Here is a 1,518-nt window from a genome sequence, read left to right as displayed (position 1 = left end):
TGGCAACCGGGGCAGCCGGGCAAGTGGCTGGCCACGCGGTCGGCCTCGGCGGCGGGCAGGCTGCCTTCGGCATACGCGGGCAGCAGGGCTTCGAGTTCGGAGCAGGTAGTAGGTTCGAAAGTAGGCATGGCTAATTGGCGAAATAGATTTTGCGCAGCGCCTGCAGGGCGCGGTGGGCTTTCACGCGGGCGGCTTCGGCGGTGCAGCTCAGCAGCTGGCCGATTTCGTCGTAGCTGAAGCCCTGGAAGCGGTGCAGCACCAGAATCTCGCGCTGCGGAGCGGGCAGCAGGGCCAAGGCTTCGTGCAGGTCGTCGTGGCTGCTGCTGCTGCGCTGCTGGCTGAAGGCGGCGGTGCGCAGGCCGCCGGTGCGCTCCACTTCGTCCACGTCGTCGGCGCGCTGCTTTTGCAGGCGGTGCCAATGGTCGGCGTGCACGTTGCGAGCCATCTGGTACACCCAGGCCTTGAAGGGCTGGGTGGGCTGGTAGCTGCTGCGGTATTTGAGAATGCGCTCGAACACGGTCTGGGTGAGGTCTTCGCCGGTTTCGCGGTCGTTGGTGAGGCGGGTGAGGTAGTTGAACAAGGGGCCGTGGTAACGCTCGAACAGCGGCACCAACTGGTCGAGGTGGTCGGCCCGTACGGCAGTCATCAGCGCTTCGTCGCTCGTGGTTTCCACGGGAAAGAGTTTGGGGTTGGAATGCAGGGAGTACCGGGCCCGGGGCCGGACGTTACAGCGGAGCGCAAATATTTTTTCCGGCAAGGTCGGCAGGCTGCCTCTCTGCTGTTAGAAAGCAGTATTTAAGAGTAGCGCTTATTACTATTTAAGCCTTTGATAAACAATAATTTATTGAAACAAAATTTTGGCTTTTCTCGGCTTCGCCCTCCACGGCTACGTACAGGGTTCAGGCTTTCGCCCTACGGCCAGGCCCGCTATTTCTTTCCTCTTCTCACTCCCAATATCCATTACCATGAACGCCTTCAAAACCACCCTCGCCCTCGTATTCGCCGCCGGCCTGAACACCGCCGCTTTCGCCCAAACCATGCCCAGCACCACCGGCGGCAACATGCAAACCATGCCCAGCAACAGTGGCACTATGCAAACGACGCCTAGCACCATGCAGACCAACCCGGGCTCGACCACGAACGGCACCATGCAAACCACGCCCGGCACCATGCGCGACGGCTCAATGCGCGATGGCACCATGCGCACCACGGACGGCACCATGCGCACCGGCTCGGCCGACCGCCGCATGAAAACCAAAGGCAACATGAACGGCAACAGCAAAGGCAAAATGAAATCCAAGCCGATGAACTAATCCTTTGGCGCTTAAAAGCGTACAAGCAGTAAGCCGGCTGTTTCCTCCGAAGCGGCCGGCTTTCTCCTTTCATTCATCCGCCCCGCCACCCGCCATGAAATATTCCCTGCTCCTCGCCGGCCTGTTGCTGGCCGCCACCGCCCAGGCCCAAACCGTGCCCTTCGACCCCACCGCCCCCGTGCGCGGCGGCAGCCAGGGCCAGACC

3 protein-coding genes are annotated in these 1,518 nt (G+C 61.7%); 1 reads left to right on the top strand and 2 read right to left on the bottom strand.

Translation table 11 applies throughout. The features are described from left to right. Both ACYVDE_RS22505 and ACYVDE_RS22500 read right to left on the bottom strand, forming a co-directional pair. Positions 1–128: anti-sigma factor family protein (locus ACYVDE_RS22505; protein WP_460503772.1), on the bottom strand; the 128-nt coding region annotated here is incomplete at its 3' end. 2 nt (positions 129–130) lie between these two features. Next, positions 131–673, bottom strand: coding sequence for an RNA polymerase sigma factor (locus tag ACYVDE_RS22500; RefSeq protein WP_460503770.1), 543 nt, complete (start codon positions 671–673; stop codon positions 131–133). A 292-nt stretch (positions 674–965) separates the two neighbouring features. Here ACYVDE_RS22500 and ACYVDE_RS22495 point away from each other — a divergent pair, with 292 nt between their 5' ends. Further along, on the top strand, positions 966–1,313 hold the full coding sequence (locus tag ACYVDE_RS22495) for a hypothetical protein (protein WP_460503768.1): 348 nt from the start codon (positions 966–968) through the stop codon (positions 1,311–1,313). The last annotated feature ends 205 nt before the right edge of the window (positions 1,314–1,518 follow it).

The sequence above is a fragment of the Hymenobacter agri genome (assembly GCF_054778495.1).
Note: the sequence above shows the minus strand (reverse complement) of the source record. Positions and strands in the feature narration are given on the sequence as shown.